The organism is Micrococcus sp. Mcc89 (assembly GCF_024519795.1).
GTDB classification, from domain to species: domain Bacteria; phylum Actinomycetota; class Actinomycetes; order Actinomycetales; family Micrococcaceae; genus Micrococcus; species Micrococcus luteus.
On the sequence record NZ_JALJRI010000084.1, the window covers coordinates 1 to 18603 of the forward strand.

The 18603-nt window shown below is 69.3% G+C and carries 30 protein-coding genes and 1 pseudogene; all 31 read right to left on the bottom strand.

The window, feature by feature from the left end; translation table 11 throughout:
- A pseudogene (locus NR072_RS08435) lies at positions 1–736 on the bottom strand (polyphosphate kinase 2); the annotation flags it as partial.
- Positions 737–936: 200 nt separating this feature from the next.
- Positions 937–1425, bottom strand: a complete 489-nt coding sequence (gene rpsI / locus NR072_RS08440) for a 30S ribosomal protein S9 (RefSeq protein ID WP_036317791.1) — start codon at positions 1423–1425, stop codon at positions 937–939.
- Between the two features lie 41 nt (positions 1426–1466).
- Entirely contained in the window at positions 1467–1910 is a 444-nt protein-coding gene (gene rplM / locus NR072_RS08445) for a 50S ribosomal protein L13 (RefSeq protein ID WP_002857519.1), read from the bottom strand.
- Positions 1911–2187: 277 nt separating this feature from the next.
- Positions 2188–3081, bottom strand: coding sequence for a tRNA pseudouridine(38-40) synthase TruA (truA, locus tag NR072_RS08450; protein WP_095353619.1), 894 nt, complete (start codon positions 3079–3081; stop codon positions 2188–2190).
- A 113-nt stretch (positions 3082–3194) separates the two neighbouring features.
- Complete coding sequence (gene rplQ / locus NR072_RS08455; RefSeq protein ID WP_041103274.1) at positions 3195–3923, bottom strand: 50S ribosomal protein L17; 729 nt, start codon at positions 3921–3923, stop codon at positions 3195–3197.
- Between the two features lie 75 nt (positions 3924–3998).
- Positions 3999–4997: a DNA-directed RNA polymerase subunit alpha gene (locus NR072_RS08460; RefSeq protein WP_049146318.1), complete on the bottom strand. Its 999-nt coding sequence runs from the start codon at positions 4995–4997 to the stop codon at positions 3999–4001.
- 132 nt (positions 4998–5129) lie between these two features.
- Complete coding sequence (gene rpsK / locus NR072_RS08465; RefSeq protein ID WP_002857513.1) at positions 5130–5534, bottom strand: 30S ribosomal protein S11; 405 nt, start codon at positions 5532–5534, stop codon at positions 5130–5132.
- Between the two features lie 83 nt (positions 5535–5617).
- Positions 5618–5986, bottom strand: coding sequence for a 30S ribosomal protein S13 (gene rpsM, locus NR072_RS08470; RefSeq protein WP_017487821.1), 369 nt, complete (start codon positions 5984–5986; stop codon positions 5618–5620).
- 274 nt (positions 5987–6260) lie between these two features.
- On the bottom strand, positions 6261–6374 hold the full coding sequence (rpmJ, locus tag NR072_RS08475) for a 50S ribosomal protein L36 (protein ID WP_002857509.1): 114 nt from the start codon (positions 6372–6374) through the stop codon (positions 6261–6263).
- 35 nt (positions 6375–6409) lie between these two features.
- Positions 6410–6631 (bottom strand): translation initiation factor IF-1, encoded by a 222-nt coding sequence (infA, locus tag NR072_RS08480; protein ID WP_010080397.1) that lies wholly within the window; start codon positions 6629–6631, stop codon positions 6410–6412.
- 204 nt (positions 6632–6835) lie between these two features.
- The gene (map, locus tag NR072_RS08485) at positions 6836–7678 is read right to left on the bottom strand and encodes a type I methionyl aminopeptidase (RefSeq protein WP_036381552.1); all 843 of its coding nucleotides are present in this window, start codon (positions 7676–7678) and stop codon (positions 6836–6838) included.
- Positions 7679–7682: 4 nt separating this feature from the next.
- A complete protein-coding gene (locus tag NR072_RS08490; RefSeq protein WP_036381548.1) occupies positions 7683–8300 on the bottom strand; it encodes an adenylate kinase in 618 nt (205 codons plus the stop codon).
- A gap of 51 nt (positions 8301–8351) precedes the next feature.
- Positions 8352–9659 carry a preprotein translocase subunit SecY gene (secY, locus tag NR072_RS08495; RefSeq protein ID WP_036317778.1) on the bottom strand — a complete coding sequence of 436 codons (1308 nt, stop codon included), beginning with the start codon at positions 9657–9659 and terminating at the stop codon, positions 8352–8354.
- Positions 9660–9824: 165 nt separating this feature from the next.
- Complete coding sequence (gene rplO / locus NR072_RS08500; RefSeq protein WP_036317776.1) at positions 9825–10277, bottom strand: 50S ribosomal protein L15; 453 nt, start codon at positions 10275–10277, stop codon at positions 9825–9827.
- Positions 10270–10494: a 50S ribosomal protein L30 gene (gene rpmD, locus NR072_RS08505; RefSeq protein ID WP_002857502.1), complete on the bottom strand. Its 225-nt coding sequence runs from the start codon at positions 10492–10494 to the stop codon at positions 10270–10272. Before rpmD ends, rplO begins: the two co-directional genes overlap by 8 nt.
- A 3-nt stretch (positions 10495–10497) precedes the next feature.
- Entirely contained in the window at positions 10498–11247 is a 750-nt protein-coding gene (rpsE, locus tag NR072_RS08510) for a 30S ribosomal protein S5 (protein WP_002857500.1), read from the bottom strand.
- Positions 11244–11618, bottom strand: coding sequence for a 50S ribosomal protein L18 (gene rplR, locus NR072_RS08515; RefSeq protein ID WP_002857498.1), 375 nt, complete (start codon positions 11616–11618; stop codon positions 11244–11246). The genes rpsE and rplR overlap by 4 nt, the downstream gene beginning before the upstream one ends.
- Positions 11618–12151, bottom strand: a complete 534-nt coding sequence (rplF, locus tag NR072_RS08520) for a 50S ribosomal protein L6 (protein WP_036381545.1) — start codon at positions 12149–12151, stop codon at positions 11618–11620. The genes rplR and rplF overlap by 1 nt, the downstream gene beginning before the upstream one ends.
- Positions 12152–12181: 30 nt before the next feature.
- Entirely contained in the window at positions 12182–12580 is a 399-nt protein-coding gene (gene rpsH / locus NR072_RS08525; protein WP_002857494.1) for a 30S ribosomal protein S8, read from the bottom strand.
- Positions 12581–12653: 73 nt separating this feature from the next.
- Positions 12654–13229 (bottom strand): 50S ribosomal protein L5, encoded by a 576-nt coding sequence (rplE, locus tag NR072_RS08530; RefSeq protein WP_036317773.1) that lies wholly within the window; start codon positions 13227–13229, stop codon positions 12654–12656.
- Positions 13229–13570, bottom strand: coding sequence for a 50S ribosomal protein L24 (rplX, locus tag NR072_RS08535; protein ID WP_036317770.1), 342 nt, complete (start codon positions 13568–13570; stop codon positions 13229–13231). The genes rplE and rplX overlap by 1 nt, the downstream gene beginning before the upstream one ends.
- A gap of 4 nt (positions 13571–13574) precedes the next feature.
- Positions 13575–13943 (bottom strand): 50S ribosomal protein L14, encoded by a 369-nt coding sequence (gene rplN, locus NR072_RS08540; protein WP_002857487.1) that lies wholly within the window; start codon positions 13941–13943, stop codon positions 13575–13577.
- A gap of 342 nt (positions 13944–14285) precedes the next feature.
- Positions 14286–14567, bottom strand: a complete 282-nt coding sequence (gene rpsQ, locus NR072_RS08545; RefSeq protein WP_036317768.1) for a 30S ribosomal protein S17 — start codon at positions 14565–14567, stop codon at positions 14286–14288.
- Positions 14564–14833: a 50S ribosomal protein L29 gene (rpmC, locus tag NR072_RS08550; RefSeq protein ID WP_036317766.1), complete on the bottom strand. Its 270-nt coding sequence runs from the start codon at positions 14831–14833 to the stop codon at positions 14564–14566. Before rpmC ends, rpsQ begins: the two co-directional genes overlap by 4 nt.
- A gap of 4 nt (positions 14834–14837) precedes the next feature.
- Complete coding sequence (gene rplP, locus NR072_RS08555) at positions 14838–15254, bottom strand: 50S ribosomal protein L16 (RefSeq protein WP_036317764.1); 417 nt, start codon at positions 15252–15254, stop codon at positions 14838–14840.
- Positions 15254–16072 (bottom strand): 30S ribosomal protein S3, encoded by an 819-nt coding sequence (gene rpsC / locus NR072_RS08560; RefSeq protein WP_002857479.1) that lies wholly within the window; start codon positions 16070–16072, stop codon positions 15254–15256. Before rpsC ends, rplP begins: the two co-directional genes overlap by 1 nt.
- A gap of 2 nt (positions 16073–16074) precedes the next feature.
- The gene (rplV, locus tag NR072_RS08565; RefSeq protein WP_017487837.1) at positions 16075–16440 is read right to left on the bottom strand and encodes a 50S ribosomal protein L22; all 366 of its coding nucleotides are present in this window, start codon (positions 16438–16440) and stop codon (positions 16075–16077) included.
- Positions 16441–16491: 51 nt separating this feature from the next.
- Positions 16492–16773, bottom strand: a complete 282-nt coding sequence (gene rpsS / locus NR072_RS08570) for a 30S ribosomal protein S19 (protein WP_002857475.1) — start codon at positions 16771–16773, stop codon at positions 16492–16494.
- Positions 16774–16788: 15 nt separating this feature from the next.
- On the bottom strand, positions 16789–17628 hold the full coding sequence (gene rplB, locus NR072_RS08575; protein ID WP_256836869.1) for a 50S ribosomal protein L2: 840 nt from the start codon (positions 17626–17628) through the stop codon (positions 16789–16791).
- Positions 17629–17665: 37 nt separating this feature from the next.
- Positions 17666–17971, bottom strand: coding sequence for a 50S ribosomal protein L23 (gene rplW / locus NR072_RS08580; protein WP_002857471.1), 306 nt, complete (start codon positions 17969–17971; stop codon positions 17666–17668).
- Positions 17968–18603, bottom strand: coding sequence for a 50S ribosomal protein L4 (gene rplD, locus NR072_RS08585; protein WP_041103272.1), 636 nt, complete (start codon positions 18601–18603; stop codon positions 17968–17970). Before rplD ends, rplW begins: the two co-directional genes overlap by 4 nt.

Here is an 18603-nt window from a genome sequence, read left to right on the forward strand (position 1 = left end):
AGCGGGAAGAAACACTGGCCGCCTATGGGCAGAACTCAATGGCCCTTGACACGTGTAGAAGAACATGGCCTCCTTCGCGTTCGTGTAGTCGTCCCACTTGTCCAGGGAGGCCAGGTCGGTGGGCGAGAGCTTCCAGCGACGCACGGGGTCGGTCTCCCGCGCGGCGAAGCGATTGAGCTGCTCACGCTGGGACACGGAGAACCAGAACTTGATGATGTGCACGCCGGAGTTGACGAGCATGCGCTCCAGCTCAGGGGTCTCGCGCATGAACTCGAGGTGCTGGATGTAGCACTGGAAGTACCACTGCGAGGCCTCCTCCTCCGTGGGCTTCTCCAGGGCCACGGTCCGGGCGCCGCGGGGGTTGAGGTGCTCGTTGAAGCGCTTGATGGCGCCGCCCTTGTCGGCGGCGTCGCGGCCCTCGAAGAAGATCAGGACCTTCTGGCCGGTCTCCTTGACCCAGAGCTGCATCTTCAGCAGCTCGATCTGCAGCTCGCGCTTGCGTCGTTCGTAGCTCTTGCGGCTGAGCTTGGTCTTGTACGGGTAGCCCTCACGCCAGGCCTGCGGGTCCGGGGTGGGGGGTCTTCTTCTCCCCGCCGAGCTTGCGGCCCAGCTCCCGGATCTCGTCCACCTCGGCGGCGTAGTCACGGGTCACGGCGAAGGGGGCCTGCGCGGCGTGCTCCGTGCCGTGCTCGCCACGGGTGCGGGGGTCGGGCGTGGGACTCGTGTTCTCGGCCACGGCGGCTCCCGAGGGTGTCTCCGATCGGACCGCGCACCGGACGGGCGAGCGGCCCGTCATGGCGTCGTCGCCATGCGCCTTCATATTACCCCTGGGTCAGGTGCCGCCGGCCCACGGAGACGGCGGACGCCCCGCCCCGCTCGTGAGGAGCGGGACGGGGCGTCGGCGGGGGCACGGTGGGGACACCGTGCGGCGCAGGATCAGCGCTTCGAGAACTGCGAGGCCTTGCGGGCCTTCTTGAGGCCGGCCTTCTTGCGCTCGATGACGCGGGCGTCGCGGGTCAGGAAGCCGGCCTTCTTGAGCGCCGGGCGGTTGTGCTCGCGGTCGATCTCGTTGAGGGCGCGGGAGATGCCCAGGCGCAGCGCACCGGCCTGGCCGGAGGGGCCGCCGCCGTGGATGCGGGCGATCACGTCGTAGGCGCCGGTCAGCTCCAGCAGCGTGAAGGGGTCGGAGACCTCCTGCTGGTGCAGCTTGTTCGGAAAGTAGTTCTCCAGGGCGCGACCGTTGATGGTCCACTGGCCGGAGCCGGGGACGAGGCGCACGCGGGCCACGGCCTCCTTGCGGCGGCCGACGGCGGAGCCGGGCACGGTCAGGGCCGGGCGCTCGGAGGCGACGGGGGCCTCGGCGGCGGCGGTGGACTCAGAGGTGTAGCTCGTCAGCTCCACGTCGTCGTTCTCGTTGATGCTCATGGTTCTCCTCAGGGAAGGTCTGCGTCAGTGGCCCGCCGGGGTCACTGGGCGACCTGGCCGATCTCGAAGGTCTGGGGCTGCTGGGCGGTGTGCGGGTGCTCGGCGCCCTTGTACACCTTCAGCTTGGAGAGCTGCTGGGCGGCCAGCGAGTTCTTCGGGAGCATGCCCTTGACGGCCTTCTCCACGGCGCGGACCGGGTTGGTCTCGAGCAGCTCGGCGTAGGACTGCGACTTCAGGCCGCCCGGGTAGCCCGAGTGGCGGTAGGCGCGCTTCTTCTCGAGCTTGGCGCCGGTGAGGGCGACCTTCTCGGCGTTCACGATGATGACGTAGTCGCCCATGTCCATGTGGGGGGCGAACGTCGGCTTGTGCTTGCCGCGCAGGAGGGTGGCGGTGTGGGAGGCCAGGCGGCCGAGGACGACGTCGGTGGCATCGATGATGTGCCACTGACGGTCGGCGTCGCCAGGCTTGGGAGAGTACGTACGCACGTTGTCTGCCTTCAGGGTCGGTGGTGGTCCACAGCACCTGCCCGCCGGGTCGTGATTCCGGCGCGCTCGCGCTGTCAGTTCTCCGTGCGCGCCGGTCCCCCAGGTGAGGGCTGGAAGGCGTCCGGGCCCGATGCCCCGGGGGTGCGGCGCGAGCTGAAGGCCATGCAACTGAGCCACTCGCGGCACGACGCATCCGGGTGCGGGCATGCGCAACGTCCACCCATCCTACCGAACGCGGGCCCCGGAGCCAAAAGCCGCCGCCGCGGGCGACCCCGGCTCACAGGGTCCGCTTCGCCCGGGTGCCCTCGGCGCGCCGGCGCAGCTCCTCCGCCTCGTCGGGATAGCCGACGGCGAGCAGCGTCAGCCCCCCGGGCGGGGCGAGGCGCACCTCGGAGTCGCGGGCCGGCCTCGCCACCCGGTGCGCGAGCCAGCCGGGCTCGCGGGCCCCCTCCCCCACCTGCAGCAGCGCCCCGACGATCGCCCGGACCATGTTGTGGCAGAACGCGTCGGCCCGGATCCGGACGCGCACGACGCCGTCCTCATCGCGTCGCACCTCCAGGTGCTGGACCTCGCGGATGGTCGTGGCGCCCGCGCGGGGCCGGCAGAAGGACAGGAAGTCGTGCAGTCCGAGGACGGCGTCGGCCTCCAGCGCCATGAGGCGATCGTCCAGGGCGGCGCCGTGCCAGTGGGTGAAGCCCCGCGTGCGCGGATCACGCGCGGCGGGTGCGTCGTCGATCCGGTACTCGTACTCGCGCCACAGCGCGCTGAACCGCGCGTCGAAGCCCGCGGGGGCCCGCCGCGCCCCGTGCACGACGACGGCCCCGCCCCACCCGGAGAGCACCCCGCCGAGGCGGCGGGTGAGGGAGGTGGCCGGCTCCAGGCCGGGCCGGCCGCGGGTCAGGCCCGCCCACTCCGTCTCGGTCAGGTCGAGGTGGACGACCTGGCCGCGCGCGTGCACCCCCGCGTCGGTGCGGCCGGCGACCACCGTGCGCACGGGCCGGCGCAGGATCCGCTCGAGCCCGTCCTCCAGCGCACCCTGGACCGAGTCGAGACCGGGCTGGCGGGCCCAGCCGTGGAAGGTGCCGCCGTCGTAGGCCAGGTCCAGGCGGACTCGCACGGATGCGGGATCCCCGGGTGCCGGCGGGACGTCCGGGCGGTGCTGCTCGCTCATGCTGCTCCTCTCAGCGGGGCGGGGCCGGGGACGGCGAAGGGCCGCCCACCGGGTGGTGGACGGCCCTCGCCGGGGCGTCGTCACGGGGACGGACGCGGACTCCCGCGATGGCGTCAGGCCATCTTCTGGGCGGCCTCGCCACCGGCGGGCTCGAAGCCCGCGGCCTTGGCCTCCTCGACGGTGGAGAACCAGACCTCGGCGGTGGTCTGGTCGTACCAGCGCGAGCCGGGGACGTGGTACTTCTTCGAGCTGGCGTTGCCCTTGATGGTGGCCTCGGCCGGAGCCGAGCCGTCCTCGTTGGTGGGCACGGCGCCGTCGATCTCGGCGGCGGCCTCCTGCGACTCGGCCACGGTGACCTCCTCGGTGGCGGCCGGGTCGACGGCCTCCACCGGGGTGGACTCGGCCGGCGCGGCCGGCGCGGACGCGGCGGCCTGCTCGGCCTCACGCACCACGGCCTGCTTGCCGGAGATCGGGTCCATGATCAGCTCGATCACGGCCATGGGCGCGTTGTCGCCCTGGCGGTTGCCGATCTTGGTGATGCGGGTGTAGCCGCCGTTGCGCTCGGCCATCGCCGGGCCGATCACGGTGAACAGCTCGTGCACGACCGCCTTGTTGGTGCGGTTCTTGGCGGCGATGAGACCCTGCACCTTGCGGCGGGCCGGCAGATCGCCCTTCTTGGCGAAGGTGATCAGGCGCTCGGCGTACGGGCGCAGGCGCTTGGCGCGGGTGAGCGTCGTGGTGATCGACTTGTGCTCGAACAGCTGGGCGGACATGTTCGCCAGCATGATGCGCTCGTGGGCCGGGCTGCCGCCCAGACGCGGACCCTTGGTGGGGGTAGGCATGGTGTTTCTCCTCGGGTGGGACCCTTCAGCCGGCTGCGGCGTCGGGTCGAAGATGTCAGGTGGTGCGGAATCGGCTCAGAAGTCCGAGAACGGGTCGTCGTCCATCTGGCGCGCGTGCGCCTGCGGGTCGTAGCCGGCCGGCGAGTCCTTGAGGGACAGGCCCAGCTCCTGGAGCTTCTCCTTGACCTCGTCGATGGACTTCGCGCCGAAGTTGCGGATGTCCATCAGGTCGGCCTCGGAACGGCCCACGAGCTCGCCCACGGTGTGGATGCCCTCGCGCTTGAGGCAGTTGTACGAGCGCACGGTGAGCTCGAGCTCCTCGATCGGCTGGGCCAGGTCGGCGGAGCCCTCGACGACCTCGGGCTCGTCACCCAGGTCGATGCCCTCGGCCTCGACGTTGAGCGAGCGGGCCAGGCCGAACAGCTCGACCAGGGTGGAGCCGGCAGAGGCCACCGCGTCACGCGGCAGCATGTTCTCCTTGGTCTCCACGTCCAGGATCAGACGGTCGAAGTCGGTGCGCTGCTCCACACGGGTGGCCTCGACCTTGAAGGTCACCTTGAGGACCGGGGAGTAGATGGAGTCGACCGGGATACGGCCGATCTCCGCGTCCGCGGACTTGTTCTGGGCGGCGGTCACGTAGCCGCGACCGCGCTCGATGGTCAGCTCCATGTCGAACTTGCCCTTCGCGTTCAGGGTCGCGATGTGCAGGTCCGGGTTGTGGATCTCGACGCCGGCCGGCGCGGTGATGTCCGCGGCGGTGACGACGCCGGCCCCCTGCTTGCGCAGGTAGGCCACCACGGGCTCGTCGTTCTCCGAGGAGACGGAGAGCTTCTTGATGTTGAGGATGATCTCGGTGACATCCTCCTTGACTCCGTTGACGGTGCTGAACTCGTGCAGCACGCCGTCCACGCGGATGCTGGTCACGGCAGCACCGGGGATCGACGAGAGCAGAGTGCGGCGCAGGGAGTTGCCGAGGGTGTAGCCGAAGCCGGGCTCCAGGGGCTCGATGACGAACCGGGAACGACGGTCGGAGACGACCTCTTCGGTCAGCGTGGGGCGCTGTGCAATGAGCACGGACATTTCCTTTCGGCGAGCGTCCGCCATATGACGCACGCGGTGGGTGGAAACGAGGACGGGGTGGGGGCAGGTCCGCAGACCTGTCCGCGTCCGCCCCGGGCGGGGGCGGACGCGGACACAGCGCTCAGGTCAGACGCGGCGGCGCTTCGCCGGGCGAGCGCCGTTGTGGGCCATGGGGGTGACGTCCTGGATGGACCCCACCTCGAGGCCGGCGGCCTGCAGGGAGCGGATGGCGGTCTCGCGGCCCGAGCCCGGACCCTTCACGAAGACGTCCACCTTCTTCATGCCGTGCTCCTGCGCACGCTTGGCGGCCTGCTCGGCGGCCATCTGCGCGGCGTACGGGGTCGACTTGCGCGACCCCTTGAAGCCGACCTCGCCGGACGAGGCCCAGGAGATGACGGCACCCGTGGTGTCCGTGATGGACACGATGGTGTTGTTGAACGTGCTCTTGATGTGGGCCTGGCCCACGGTGATGTTCTTGTTGGCCTTGCGACGCGGCTTGCGGGCAGCCGATGCGCGAGTCTTGGGGGGCATGTGATTCTCCTCCGGGAAAGCTGCTGGTGCTGATGCTGCGGGCGGGGCGTCCGGACGTGGACGCGGTCACCGCCGGTGCAGGATCACTTCTTCTTGCCGGCGACCGTCTTCTTGGGGCCCTTGCGGGTACGGGCGTTGGTCTTCGTGCGCTGGCCGCGCACCGGCAGGCCGCGGCGGTGGCGCAGGCCCTCGTAGGAGCCGATCTCCACCTTGCGACGGATGTCGGCGGCCACCTCGCGGCGGAGGTCGCCCTCCACCTTGTAGCTGCCCTCGATGTGGTCGCGCAGCTGCACCAGCTGCTCGTCGGAGAGGTCCTTCACGCGGATGTTCGGGTCGATGCCCGTGGCGGCGAGGGTCTCCTCAGCGCGGGTCTTGCCCACACCGTAGATGTACGTGAGTGCGATGATCACGCGCTTCTCGCGCGGAATGTCAACGCCTGCAAGACGAGCCATGTGGCCGTCCTCCTGTTCTTCTGCAGCAGGGGTCTGCACCAGGGACGTCCCGCACGACGCGGCACTGGGCCTCGCGGACCCGTCGTCGCGGCGCCGGGGAAGATCCGGCGTGCTCCGCGGCGGGCGTCCGCCGTCGTCGGTCTCCGGCCCCTGCGGCCGGAGGTGGGGGCCCTCCCCTCACGGGGTGGACCGCTGTCCCTGCTGTTCGGCCCGATGGCCGGTGGGTGGTGTGGTCAACGCGACGGCGTCGCTCCCCGGGCTCCCGGGGAGGCGATCAGCCCTGGCGCTGCTTGTGGCGCGGGTTCGAGCAGATCACCAGCACGCGGCCCTTACGGCGCACGACCTGGCACTTGTCACAAATCCGCTTCACGCTCGGCTGAACCTTCACGGCTCTTCCTCCTGCGCTCGCTTGGACGGGGGTTCTTACTTGTATCGGTACACGATCCGACCCCGGTTGAGGTCGTACGGGCTAAGCTCCACCACGACGCGATCCTCGGGGAGGATGCGGATGTAGTGCTGACGCATCTTTCCGGAGATCGTGGCGAGCACGACGTGCTCGTTCTGCAGACGGACCCGGAACATCGCGTTCGGCAATGCCTCCGACACCGTGCCCTCGACCTCGATGACACCTTCCTTCTTAGCCATGTCCTCCACAATCGTCATGCCCCGGGCACGGCCGCGGAGGGCCGGGTGACGGGGCGGGAACGGGTCTGCTCGCCGGCGCACACGAGTGCGCGCACACGAACAACGTTCGATGATACCGCATTCTCGGTCTGAGAACCAGCACAGACGACGACGGCCGCCCGGTCCGCCGGACGGGCGGGACGGACGGCCGACAGCTCGGGCCGCTCACTCCCCCGGCGGGACCGGGACCACGCCGAACCGGGCGAGCTCGGAGGCGCCGCCGTCGGGCGCGGTGAGCACCCACACACCGCCGTCGTGCCGGCAGACCGAGTGCTCCCACTGGCTGGCGCGGGCGCCGTCGAGGGTCACCACGGTCCAGTCGTCCGCGAGCACCTTCGTGTCGATGGAGCCACGCACCAGCATCGGCTCGATGGCGAGTGCCAGACCGGGGCGGATCTTGGGCCCCCGGTGGCCGGTGCGGTAGTTGAACACGTCCGGCGGCAGGTGCATGGCCGAGCCGATGCCGTGCCCCACGTACTCCTCGAGGATGCCGAGCTCCTCGCCCGGCTGCGCGGAGACGAAGTCGTCGATGGCGTCCCCGATGTCCCCGACGTGGGTGGCGGAGGCGAAGGCCGCGATGCCGACCCAGAGTGCCTCCCGCGTGATCGCCGAGAGGCGCTCGTCGGCCGGGTCCGCGGTGCCGGCCGCGGAGGAGCCCAGGATCACCGTGCGGGCCGAGTCGGCGTGCCAGCCGTCCACGATCGCGCCCCCGTCGACCTTCAGCACGTCGCCGGTCTGCAGGACCCGGTCCCCGGGGATGCCGTGCACGACCTCGTCGTTGACCGAGGTGCAGATCGAGGCCGGGAAGTCGTAGTAGCCCAGGAAGTTGGACGTGGCACCGCGCTCGGCCAGCACGCCCGCGAACACGGCGTCCAGCTCCGCGGTGGTGACGCCCGGCGCGGCCGCGGCCAGCGTGGCGTCCAACGCCTCGGACAGGACCACCCCCGCGCGCTGCATGGCCTGCAGCTGGGGGGCGGTCTTGAGCTCGAGCGAGCGGCGGCCGATCACGGGGTCAGGACTCCGCGCCCGGCTGGATCACGGGCAGGGAGCCCGTGGCGGCACGCACGGAGTACACGGCCTGCAGCAGGCGCTCGGTGACGTCGTCGATCTGCCCGGTGCCGTCCACGCGGGCGACGATGCCGCGCTCCACGTACTCCTGGATGACGGACTCGGTCTCGCGGTGGTACAGGTCCAGGCGGTGCTCGATGACCTCCTGGGTGTCGTCCGCGCGGCCCTCGATCTCGGCACGCTTGAGCAGACGCTCCACGAGCTCCTCGTCGGGCACCTCCAGCTCGACGACGGCGGACAGCGACTGGCCGGACTCGGCGAGCATGGCGTCCAGCGCCTCGACCTGGCCCTTCGTGCGCGGGTAGCCGTCCAGCAGGAAGCCGTGCTCCGCGTCGGCCTGGGCGATGCGGTCCGCGACCATGCGGTTCGTGACCTCATCGGGGACGAAGTCGCCGTTGTCGATGTACTTCTTGGCCTCGACGCCGAGCGGCGTCATCGACTTCACGTTGTGGCGGAAGATGTCACCGGTGGAGATCGGGACGATCCCCATCTTGTCGGCGATCCGGGTGGCCTGGGTGCCCTTGCCGGAACCGGGAGGGCCCATGAGCAGCATGCGGGTCATCGTGTGTTCCTCACTGTCGATACGGACGGCGTTGCGGGATCGGGTCGGGGCTCAGCGCAGCAGGCCCTCGTAGTGGCGCTGCTCCATCTGTGCGCTGACCTGCTTCACGGTCTGGAGGCCGACGCCCACCATGATGAGGATGGACGTGCCGCCGAGCGGGAAGTTCTGGCTGGTGCCGATCACCGCGAAGGCGATCAGCGGGATCATGGCCACGATACCGAGGTAGAGGGCGCCCACGAGCGTGATGCGGCTGATGACGTACTGCAGGTAACGCTCGGTGGGCCGGCCGGCGCGGACGCCGGGGATGAAGCCGCCGTAGCGCTTCATGTTGTCCGAGATCTCCACCGGGTTGAACGTGATGGACACGTAGAAGTACGTGAAGCCGATGATGAGCAGGAAGTACAGGGCCATGTACACCGGGTGGTCGCCGGGGCCGAAGTACCGGCTCAGCCACGTGATCCACGGGGCCGGCGCACTGCCGTCCTGCGGCGTGTTGAACTGGATGAGGATGCTCGGGAGCATCAGCACGGAGGAGGCGAAGATGACCGGGATGACGTTGGCCATGTTCACCTTGACCGGGATGTAGGTGCTCGACCCGCCCACGGTCCGCGAGCCGATCTGCCGCTTGGCGTACTGGACCGGGATCCGGCGCTGCGACTCCTCCACGAAGACGATGGCCAGCATGGTGAGCAGGCCGATCCCCATGACGATCGCGAACACGCGCCAGCCCTGCGTCTGGACCACCTGGCCGAGGCCGGCCGGGAAGCCCGCCGCGATGGAGGTGAAGATGAGCAGGGACATGCCGTTGCCCACGCCGTTCTCGGTGATCCGCTCGCCGAACCACATGACGATGAGACAGCCGGTGGTCAGGGCGATGACCACGAGCAGCACCGTGAGGATGGAGCCGTCGCGCAGCAGCGGCAGGCTGCATCCGAGCAGGGCCCCGGTGCGGGCCAGCGAGGCCATCGTGGTCGCCTGCAGCAGGGCGAGGGCGAGGGTCAGGTAGCGGGTGTACTGCGTCAGCGTCGCCTGGCCCTGCGGGCCCTCCTGGTGGAGCTGCTCGAAGCGCGGGATCACCACGCGCAGCAGCTGCACGATGATCGACGCCGTGATGTAGGGCATGATGCCGAGCGCGAAGACGGACACCTGCAGGAGCGCCCCGCCCGAGAACATGTTCACGAAGGAGTACAGGCCGCCCTGGGCGTTGCCCGCCGCGAGACACTGCTGCACCGCCGGGTAGTCCACCCCGGGGGCCGGTACGAAGGCGCCCATCCGGTAGACGGCGATGAGCGCGAGCGTGAAGGCGATCTTCCGCAACAGGTCAGGCGTCCGGACGATCCGGGCGATGGCCTTGAGCACGAGTCCTCCTGCGGTGGTCCTGTGGGGCGCGCGCCGGCCGCGGGGCGGGGCACGAGACGGCGGCCACACCGGGGCGGCCGCTGTGCGAGTCTACACGGACGGACCGAGGGCCCTGGTCCGGAGCGGCTGCTCCGGGCCAGGGCCCTCGGTGGATGGGTCGGCGTGTCAGAGGGTCTCGGTGGACCCGCCGGCGGCCTGGATCTTCTCCACGGCGGACGAGGAGAAGGCGTTCGCCTTCACCTGCACGGCCGAGGTGATCTCCCCCGTGCCCAGCACCTTCACGGGCTGACCGCGACGGACGAGGCCCTTGGACACGAGCGCGTCCACGGTGACCTCACCGCCCTCGGGGAAGTGCGCGGAGAGCTTGTCCAGGTTCACGACCTGGTACTCCGTGCGGAACGGGTTCTTGAAGCCGCGGAGCTTCGGCAGACGCATCTGCAGGGGCAGCTGGCCGCCCTCGAAGCCCGCACGGACCTGGTAACGGGCCTTGGTGCCCTTGGTGCCGCGACCGGCGGTCTTGCCCTTCGACGCCTCACCGCGACCCACACGGGTCTTGGCGGTCTTGGCACCGGGGGCCGGACGCAGGTCGTGGACCTTGATGGCGTCGTTGTCAGCCATTGTTGACCTCCTCCACGGACACCAGGTGCGGCACGGTGTTGACCATGCCGACCGTCACCGCGTCGGCCTTGCGGGTGACCTGGTGGCCGATCCGCTTCAGGCCCAGCGAGCGCAGGGTGTCCCGATGGTTCTGCTTGGAGCCCGTGACGCCGCGGGTCTGGGTGATGACCAGGGTGGCGTCCGAGGGCTGGATGTTCTTGCGAGTGGGCTCAAACACGGCTCACGCACCTGCCTTCGCGCTCTTCTGGGCGCGATCGTTCTCCATGGTGCGCAGCATCGCATGGGGGGCGATCTCGTCCAGGGCCTTGCCGCGGCGGGCGGCGACGGCCTGGGGCTCTTCCAGCTTCTTGAGTGCGTCCACGGTGCCGCGCACGATGTTGATCGCGTTCACGGAGCCCATGGACTTGGACAGCACGTCGTGGATGCCGGCGCACTCGAGCACGGCGCGCACCGGACCGCCGGCGATCACGCCGGTACCCGGGGAGGCCGGGCGGAGCAGCACGACGCCGGCGGCGTCCTCACCCTGCACCAGGTGCGGGATGGTGGAGCCGACGCGGGGGACGCGGAAGAAGGACTTCTTGGCCTCCTCCACGGCCTTCTGGATCGCGGCGGGGACCTCCTTCGCCTTGCCGTAGCCGACGCCGACGGTGCCGTCGCCGTCACCCACCACCACGAGGGCGGTGAAGGAGAAGCGGCGGCCGCCCTTGACGACCTTGGAGACGCGGTTGATGCCCACGACGCGCTCGAGGAACTGGTCCTTCTCGTCGTCCTGGGCGCCACGACGGTTGCGGTCGTCGCGACGGCCGCCACGACGATCGCCGTCACGGCCACCGCGGCCGCCGTCGCGACCGCCGCGGCCACCGGTGGCGCGCTCGGTGGTCTGGCTCGCCGAGCCCGACCCGGTCTCGGAGACGGTGGTCTCGGTGCTCTCGGTCACCTGAGTGTCCTTCTGGTTGATGTTCTCGGTCACAGCTGCAGCCCACCCTCTCGCGCACCGTCGGCCACGGCCGCGACGCGCCCGTGGTACTTGTTGCCGCCGCGGTCGAAGACCACGGCCTCGATGCCGGCCGCCTTGGCACGCTCGGCGACGAGCTCGCCCACGCGCTTGGCCTTGGCCGTCTTGTCGCCCTCGAGCGCACGCACGTCGGCCTCCATGGTGGAGGCGTACGCGAGCGTGCGGCTCTGCGTGTCGTCCACGACCTGCACGAACATGTGCCGTGCAGAGCGGTTGACGACGAGGCGGGGACGGACGGTGGTGCCGGAGATCCGCTTGCGCACCCGGAGGTGGCGGCGGGTGCGGGCGTTGAACTTGCCCTTGCCCTTCACCTTCAGAGTAGACATCACTTACCTGCCTTTCCGGCCTTGCGGCGGATCTGCTCGCCCGCGTAGCGCACGCCCTTGCCCTTGTACGGGTCGGGGCGGCGCAGCTTGCGGATGTTGGCGGCGGTCTCGCCGACCTGCTGCTTGTCGATACCGGCGACGGTGACCTTGTTGCCCTCCACCGTGAAGGTGATGCCCTGGGGCGCCTTCACCGGGACGGGGTGGGAGTAGCCCAGGGCGAACTCGAGGTCCTGGCCCTTGGCCTGCACGCGGTAGCCGGTGCCGACGACCTCGAGCTGCTTGGAGAAGCCGTTGGTCACGCCCTCGACCATGTTGCTGATGAGGGTGCGGGTCAGACCGTGCAGGGAGCGGGACTCACGCTCGTCGTCGGGGCGGGCCACGGTGACCTGCCCCTCCTCGAGGGTGGCCGTGATGGGCGTGGGCAGCGAGTGCTCGAGCTGGCCCTTGGGGCCCTTCACGGAGACGCGGTCGCCGTCGATGGTCACATCGACGCCGGCGGGGATGGTGATCGGGAGACGTCCGATTCGAGACATGTCAGTTCAGCCTTTCTTCCGTCTTGCCCGTCACCAGACGTAGGCGAGGACTTCTCCGCCCACGCCCTTCTTGGCGGCCTGCTGGTTCGTGAGGAGACCAGAGGAGGTGGACAGGATGGCGATGCCGAGGCCGCCCAGCACGTGGGGCAGGTTCGTGGACTTCGCGTACACGCGCAGGCCCGGCTTGGAGATGCGGCGCAGGCCGGCGATCGCACGCTCACGCTGCGGGCCGAACTTCAGGTCGATGGTCAGCTTCTTGCCGACCTCGGCCTCCTCCTCGCGCCAGTCCTGGATGTAGCCCTCGGCCTTGAGGATCTCGGCGACGCGAGTCTTCAGCTTCGAGGACGGCATGGACACGGTGTCGTGGTAGGCCGAGTTTGCGTTGCGCAGACGGGTCAGCATGTCTGCGACGGGATCGGTCATGGTCATGTGGGCTTCACGCCCTTTCTCGCCGTGGTTTCCGCCACCGGTTCACCGGTGGAGGACCTGTGGCGTGGAGGTCTTACTGGTCGGTCTTGAACGGGAAGCCCAGCGCCTTGAGCAGCGCGCGGCCCTCGTCGTCGTTCTTGGCGGTCGTCACCACGGTGATGTCCATGCCGCGCACGCGGTCGATCTTGTCCTGATCGATTTCGTGGAACACGGTCTGCTCGGACAGGCCGAAGGTGTAGTTGCCGTTGCCGTCGAACTGGCGGTCGGACAGGCCGCGGAAGTCACGGATGCGCGGCAGCGCGAGCGTGACCAGGCGGTCCAGGAACTCCCACATGCGGTCGCCACGGAGCGTGGCGTGCGTGCCGATGGGCATGCCCTCACGCAGCTTGAACTGCGCGATGGACTTGCGGGCCTTGGTGATCATCGGCTTCTGGCCGGTGATGGCGGTGAGGTCGGCGACCGCGCCGTCGATGATCTTGGAGTCCTTGGCGGCCTCCCCGACGCCCATGTTGACGACGACCTTCACGAGACCCGGCACCTGCATGACGTTCCCGTACTGGAACTGCTCCTGCAGGGCGCCGCGGATCTCGTCGCGGTACTTGGTCTTCAGACGCGGGGTGACCTTCTCGGTCTGCTGCACCTCGGTCATCACAGCTCCTTCCCCGAGGCCTTGGCGAAGCGGACCTTCACGGTCTTGCTCACGCCGTCCTTCTCGACGGTCTCGAAGCGGTAGCCCACACGGGTCGGCTTCTTGGTCTCAGGGTCCACCACGGCCACGTTCGAGATGTGGATCGGGGCCTCGACGACCTGCAGGCCGCCCTCGGTGGAACCGTTGTTGTCCTGGCCGGCGCGCAGGTGCTTGGTCACGCGGTTCACGCCCTCGACGAGCACGCGCTCATCCGCCGGGAACACGCGCAGGACCTTGCCCTGCTTGCCCTTGTCCTTGCCACTGATGACCTGGACGAGGTCGTCCTTCTTGATCTTGGCCATGAGGTCAGATCACCTCCGGGGCGAGCGACACGATCTTCATGAACTTCTTGTCACGCAGCTCGCGACCCACGGGGCCGAAGATGCGCGTGCCACGGGGCTCGCCGTCGGTCTTCAGGATGACCGCCGCGTTCTCGTCGAACTTGATGTACGAGCCGTCGGGACGGCGGGACTGCTTGCGGGTGCGGACCACCACGGCCTTGACGACGTCGCCCTTCTTGACGTTGCCGCCGGGGATGGCGTCCTTCACGGTGGCGACGATGGTGTCGCCGATGCCTGCGTAGCGGCGTCCGGAACCGCCGAGAACACGGATGGTCAGGATTTCCTTCGCACCGGTGTTGTCGGCGACCTTGAGCCGCGACTCCTGCTGGATCACTTGTCTCTCCTAGCGTCGCGCCGGTTCTCCCCCACGATGGGCGAGCCTTGCGGAACGGTTGAACGGGCATCCCGGGACGCTTACCCCTCCCCCGAGGCGGGCCGCCCGCCGTCGTCCCCCGGCGACGCGTGTTCAGACAGCGTCGGGGAGGTCGAGAGCGGAGGGGCGCGCAGGGCAGGGCCGAGGCGGATCCGGGATCGGCGTGCGCGGCCCTCGGCACACAGGATGGATGGTCCTGCCAACGAGAGGGCGCACGAATATCAGAGTCTAACGCACAAGGCCGCCCCGTGCCAGTGCACGGGGCGGCCCTCTGCGTCGCCGGCCCTCAGGGGGCCGGGTCGATCACTTGGCGCGCTCGACGATCTCCACCAGACGCCACCGCTTGGAGGCGGACAGCGGGCGGGTCTCGGCGAGGCGGACGCGGTCGCCCACGCCGGCGGTGTTGTCCTCGTCGTGCGCCTTCACGCGCTTCGAGGTCTTCAGCACCTTGCCGTAGAGCGAGTGCTTCTTGCGGTCCTCGACCTCGACGACGATGGTCTTGTCCATCTTGTCGGAGACGACGATGCCACGGAGGGCCTTGCGGTAGCCGCGCTCCTCGGAGACGGCCGGGGTCTGCTCGGTCACTTGGCAGCCTCCTCGTTCTTCTCGGCCTGCGCCTCGGCGGCGACATCGCCGCGGATGCCCAGCTCGCGCTCGCGCAGGATCGTGTAGATGCGCGCGATGTCACGCTTGACGGCCTTCAGCCGGCTGGCGTTGTCCAGCTGACCGGTGGCGGCCTGGAAGCGCAGGTTGAACAGCTCCTCCTTGGAGGACTTCAGGGCCTCCAGCAGGCGGGCGTTGTCCATCCCGTCCAGGGACTCGACGTTCAGATCCTTGGTGCCGATCGCCATGGGATCACTCACCACCCTCTCGACGGATGATACGGGCCTTCAGCGGCAGCTTGTGGATGGCCAGGCGGAGCGCCTCGCGGGCGACGTCCTCCGTGACACCCGACAGCTCGAAGAGCACGCGTCCGGGCTTGACGTTGGCGACCCACCACTCCGGCGAGCCCTTGCCGGAGCCCATGCGGGTCTCGGCGGGCTTCTTGGTGAGCGGACGGTCCGGGTAGATGTTGATCCAGACCTTGCCGCCACGCTTGATGTAGCGGGTCATGGCGATACGGGCGGCCTCGATCTGACGGTTGGTCACATAGGCCGGCGTGAGCGCCTGGATGCCCCACTCGCCGAACGTCACGGTGGTGCCGCCCTTGGCGGCGCCGGAACGCTTGGGGTGGTGCTGCTTGCGGTGCTTGACGCGACGGGGGATCAGCATCAGGCGTTGCCTCCTTCAGCGGGAGCGGCGGCCGGGGTCTCGGCGCCGGCGCCGGCGTTCTCCTGGCGGGGAGCACGCTCGGCGCGATCGTTGCGACGACGACGCTCACCGCCGCCGCGGCGCTCGCCGCCACGGCCACGGCCGGAGGGCTGCGCGGCCTCCTTGGCCGCGAGCTCCTTGGCGGTCAGGTCGCCCTTGTAGATCCAGACCTTCACGCCGATGCGGCCGAAGGTGGTCTTGGCCTCGAACTTGCCGAAGTCGATGTTCGCGCGGAGGGTGTGCAGCGGCACGCGACCCTCGCGGTAGAACTCCGAGCGGCTCATCTCGGCGCCGCCGAGGCGGCCGGAGCACTGGATGCGGATGCCCTGCGCGCCGGCGCGCATGGCGGACTGGATCGCCTTCTTCATCGCGCGGCGGAACGCCACGCGCGAGGCGAGCTGCTCGGCCACACCCTGCGCCACCAGCTGGGCATCGGTCTCGGGGTTCTTGACCTCGAGGATGTTCAGCTGGATCTGCTTGCCGGTGAGCTTCTCGAGCTCACCGCGGATGCGGTCGGCCTCGGCGCCGCGGCGGCCGATCACGATGCCCGGACGCGCGGTGTGGATGTCCACGCGCACGCGGTCACGGGTGCGCTCGATCTCCACCTTGGAGATGCCGGCGCGCTCCATGCCGGTGGTCATCAGCTCGCGGATCTTGACGTCCTCCTTGAGGAAGTCAGCGTAGCGCTGGCCCTCCTTGTGGGAGTCCGCGAACCAGTGCGAGACGTGGTCGGTGGTGATGCCGAGGCGGAACCCGTTGGGGTTGATCTTCTGGCCCATTGTCAGTTCCCACCCTTCTCGTCCTTGGACGCGACGACCACGGTCACGTGGCTCGTGCGCTTGTTGATGCGGTACGCGCGGCCCTGAGCACGGGGCTGGAACCGCTTCATGGTCGGGCCCTCGTCCACGAAGGCCTCGGTGATGTAGAGGGCGTCCTCGTCGAAGGCCTGGCCCTCGCGGTCCGCCTTGACGCGGGCGTTCGCCACCGCGGAGGCCACCAGCTTGTACACCGGCTCCGAAGCGCCCTGCTGGGCGAACTTCAGGATGGCCAGTGCTTCGGTGGCCTGCTTGCCACGGACCAGGTCGACGACGCGCCGGGCCTTCATCGGCGTCACGCGCAGGTGGCGCGCAATTGCCTTGGCTTCCATTGCTTCTCTCTTTCGATTCTCGAGAAGGTCAAGCGTGCTGTGCCCTCAGGCTCAGCGGCGCTTGCCCTTCTTGTCGTCCTTCACGTGGCCGCGGTAGGTCCGGGTCGGGGCGAACTCGCCCAGCTTGTGACCCACCATGGACTCGGTGACGAACACCGGGACGTGCTTGCGTCCGTCGTGGACCGCGATGGTGTGACCCAGCATGTCCGGGATGATCATCGACCGGCGGGACCAGGTCTTGATGACGTTCTTGCTGCCCTTCTCGTTCTCGGCCAGAACCTTCAGGTAGAGGTGCTGATCGACGAAGGGGCCCTTCTTCAGGCTGCGAGGCATGTCTTCCCTGCTCCCTTATCGCTTGTTCTTGCCGGTACGACGGCGACGCACGATGAGCTTGTCGCTTTCCTTGTTCGGACGACGCGTGCGGCCCTCGGGCTTGCCGTTCCGGTTGACGGGGTGACGACCGCCGGAGGTCTTGCCCTCGCCACCGCCGTGCGGGTGGTCGACCGGGTTCATGACGACGCCGCGGACGGTCGGGCGGACGCCCTTCCAGCGCATGCGGCCGGCCTTGCCCCAGTTGATGTTCGACTGCTCGGCGTTGCCGACCTCGCCGATCGTGGCGCGGCAGCGCACGTCGACGTTGCGGATCTCACCGGAGGGCAGGCGCAGCTGGGCGTACTTGCCCTCGCGGGCGACCAGCTGCACGGACGCGCCGGCGGAGCGGGCCATCTTGGCGCCGCCGCCGGGGCGCAGCTCCACCGCGTGGATGGTGGTGCCCACGGGGATGTTGCGCATCGGCAGGTTGTTGCCGGGCTTGATGTCGGCGTGCGGGCCGGCCTCGACCACGTCGCCCTGCTTCAGCTTGGCCGGGGCCAGGATGTAGCGCTTGGCGCCGTCCGCGTAGTGCAGCAGCGCGATGCGGGCGGTGCGGTTCGGGTCGTACTCGATGTGCGCGACGGTGGCGGGCACGCCGTCCTTGTCGTGGCGACGGAAGTCGACCAGGCGGTACTGGCGCTTGTGGCCGCCGCCCTTGTGACGGGTGGTGATGCGACCGGTGTTGTTGCGGCCGCCGGTCTTGTGCAGCGGACGGAGAAGGGACTTCTCCGGCGTGGACCGGGTGATCTCTGCGAAGTCGGCCACGGACGAGCCACGCAGGCCCGGGGTGGTCGGCTTGTACTTACGGATAGCCATGTGTCAGTTCCTCGATTAAGTGGTCTCCGCACGCCGATCAGGCGAGCGGACCTCCGAAGATGTCGATGGTCCCGTCCTTGAGCGTGACGATGGCACGCTTGGTGGACTTGCGCTGGCCCCACCCGAAGCGGGTGCGACGGCGCTTGCCGGAACGGTTCAGGGTGTTGACCGAGGCCACGTCGACGTTGAAGATGCGCTCCACCGCCTGCTTGATCTCGGACTTGTTGGAGCGCGGGTCGACCAGGAAGGTGTACTTGCCCTCGTCGATCAGACCGTAGCTCTTCTCCGACACGACGGGAGCGATGATCACGTCGCGGGGATCCTTGTTGATGGAGCCGCTCACTGGGCATCCTCCTTCTTGGCGCCGGAAGCCTGGGCCACGTACGCCTCGTAGGCCGCCTGGGTGAACACGACGTCGTCGGAGACGAGCACGTCGTAGGTGTTCAGCTGGTCGGCGTACAGGGTGTGGACCGCGGGCAGGTTGCGGGCGGACAGGGCGGCGACGTCGTCGGCCCGGTCGATCACCAGCAGCACGTTCTTGCGGCCGGTGTTCAGGGACGCGAGGCCCGCCTTGGCGGCCTTGGTGGACGGGGTGGTCCCGGACACGAGGGCCTCGATGACGTGGACGCGGCCGTTGCGGGCGCGGTCCGACAGGGCACCGCGCAGGGCGGCGGCCTTCATCTTCTTGGGGGTGCGCTGCGAGTAGTCACGCGGGGTCGGGCCGTGGACGACGCCACCACCGGTCATGTGCGGGGCGCGGATGGAGCCCTGACGTGCGCGGCCGGTGCCCTTCTGCTTGAACGGCTTGCGACCGGCACCGGACACCTCGCCGCGGCGCTTCGTCTTGTGCGTGCCCTGACGGGCGGCGGCGAGCTGGGCGACGACGACCTGGTGCATGAGCGGCACGTTGGACTGCACGTCGAAGAGCTCGGCGGGCAGATCGACCTGGACGGTCTTCACGGAGTTCTCAGCCAT